This window comes from Sphingobium sp., assembly GCF_035511395.1.
In the GTDB taxonomy this organism is placed as follows: domain Bacteria; phylum Pseudomonadota; class Alphaproteobacteria; order Sphingomonadales; family Sphingomonadaceae; genus Sphingobium.
In genome coordinates, this window is the sequence record NZ_DATKFP010000418.1 from 1 (window position 1) to 2,142 (window position 2,142).

Below are 2,142 nucleotides of genomic sequence, written 5' to 3' on the forward strand. Positions count from 1 at the left end.
GGCTCAGCGCCGCCGACGTGATAGAGGTCGCTCCGGTTGACGGCAGTGCGTCGCTCCGCCTGACCGCGACCAACGGCCTCCGGCTGGAAAGCCCGCAGGTGATGGTGGCGACGCTTGATCCCAAAACATTGGCGCCATCGCTCTTCGGTCCGCTCCGTTTCCGTCTGCTGCGTGGCGAGGAGGCCAGCGACTGGCAGCCGTTGGTGACGCTCGCCCGATTGCCGCAGATCGAGGCGGTGGCCTGCGAAGCCAAGGGCGAAGGCTGCACGATCCGCGGCCGCGACCTGTTCCTGATCGATGCCGTCGGCGCGACGCCGACACTCGATCAGGCGGCGCAGGTGGCGCATGGCTATACCGGCTCCGCGCTGAAGGCGCCGACGCCGCAGGATGGAAAGCTCTATCTGCGGCTGCGCGATGCGCCGGGCAGCGTGGTGATCTTGCCGGCGGCCTGAACGGATCATCCAGTTTCAGCGCAATCGATTTTCGGCAAAATCGGACGATACAGCGAACCGGGCGGGATATTGCGCACCAGAGAGGCGCTGAATCGTCCAACTAATCCGTTGCTTCTGCCATGGGCCGGCGCCTCGACCGACGACATGATCCCCTCAAATTCCGCATCGGCTGGAGAGGATCATCATGAAGACCCAGGTCGCCATCGTCGGCGCAGGCCCCGCCGGGCTGCTGCTCGGCCATCTGCTGCGCGCCGAAGGCATCGACACCGTCATCGTCGAAAGGGCATCGCCCGATTATGTGCTGGGGCGCATTCGTGCCGGCGTGTTGGAACGGACCACGACGGACCTGATGGATCGGCTGGGGCTGGGCGCACGTATGCACGCCGAAGGCTTGCCGCATGATGGCTTCCATCTGGCGGACGGCGAACGGCTGATCCGGATCGACATTGCCGCGCTGACCGGCAGGCAGGTGATGGTCTATGGCCAGACCGAGGTGACGCGCGACCTGATGGCGGCGGCGCCGGCGCGCGGGCTGGAGATCATCTACGATGCCGCCGATGTGGCTTTGCATGACGTCGATAGCGATGCGCCCTATCTGACCTATGACAAGGATGGGTCGACGCACCGGATCGATGCAGAATTTCTCTGCGGCTGCGACGGCTTTCACGGGCCTTCACGCAAGGCGATCCCGGCGTCGGTCGCGACTGCTTATGAGAAGGTCTATCCTTTCGGCTGGCTCGGCATTCTGGCGGACGTTGCGCCGTGCAACCATGAACTCATCTACGCCAATCATGAGCGCGGCTTCGCCTTGGCATCGATGCGCTCGGAAACGCGCAGCCGTTACTATATTCAGGTGCCGCTCGACGAGAAGATAGAGGAATGGCCGGATGATCGTTTGTGGGATGAACTGGCGATCCGGCTTGGGCCGGAAGCGGCCGCCCATATCACGCGTGGCCCGGCGCTGGAAAAATCGATCGCTCCGCTGCGCTCCTTCGTATTCGAACCGATGCGTCATGGCCGACTGATGCTGGCGGGCGACAGCGCGCATATCGTTCCGCCCACTGGCGCCAAGGGCCTCAATCTGGCGGCCTCCGACGTCCATTATCTGTCCGAGGCGCTGATCGGTCATTTCAAGCGGCAGGATCGCGATGCCATCGCCGGCTATTCGGGCAAGGCGCTGGCGCGGGTATGGAAGGCGGAACGCTTTTCCTGGCAACTCACCCGGCTGATGCACCGCTTTCCGGATAGTGATTCGTTCGACCGGCGCATGCAGGTGGCTGATCTGGACTATATCGCGTCATCCGAGGCGGCACAGACGACGATTGCCGAAAATTACGTCGGTTTGCCGCTGTAGGTCTGGTTGGGAATCCGACCTGCCCGATGAGTCGGCGCATGTGGATATGTTCAGCAAGGCGCGCGGCGGAGGGAAATCCATCGCGCCCTTTGATGTAAAATACCTGATTTGCCAGGCGATTAGGCTGTTTCGGGAGAGGCGGGACAGAAAATTACGCTTTCAAGACATTTTCCCGTTGACCGACTCATTCGCCCCGCCTAGAGGGCTTTTCACCGGACGGGACGACGCCACTGCGGCGCTGGACTGTACGGTCGCCAACATAGACGGACACCAGTCCCCCAAACGCAAGGATGGGGTGGGATGGTTGTCCGCCGAAACTTGTCTGGTGGTTCTTTG

The 2,142-nt window shown here is 62.7% G+C and carries 2 protein-coding genes and 1 pseudogene; all 3 read left to right on the forward strand.

Going from position 1 to position 2,142, the window contains the following annotated elements; genetic code table 11:
• Positions 1–452, forward strand: a pseudogene (locus VMR39_RS28085) (hypothetical protein); the annotation flags it as partial.
• Positions 453–636: 184 nt separating this feature from the next.
• On the forward strand, positions 637–1,806 hold the full coding sequence (pobA, locus tag VMR39_RS28090) for a 4-hydroxybenzoate 3-monooxygenase (protein WP_325421442.1): 1,170 nt from the start codon (positions 637–639) through the stop codon (positions 1,804–1,806).
• Positions 1,807–1,846: 40 nt separating this feature from the next.
• On the forward strand, positions 1,847–2,142 hold a 296-nt coding region (locus VMR39_RS28095; RefSeq protein WP_325421444.1), incomplete at its 3' end, for a hypothetical protein.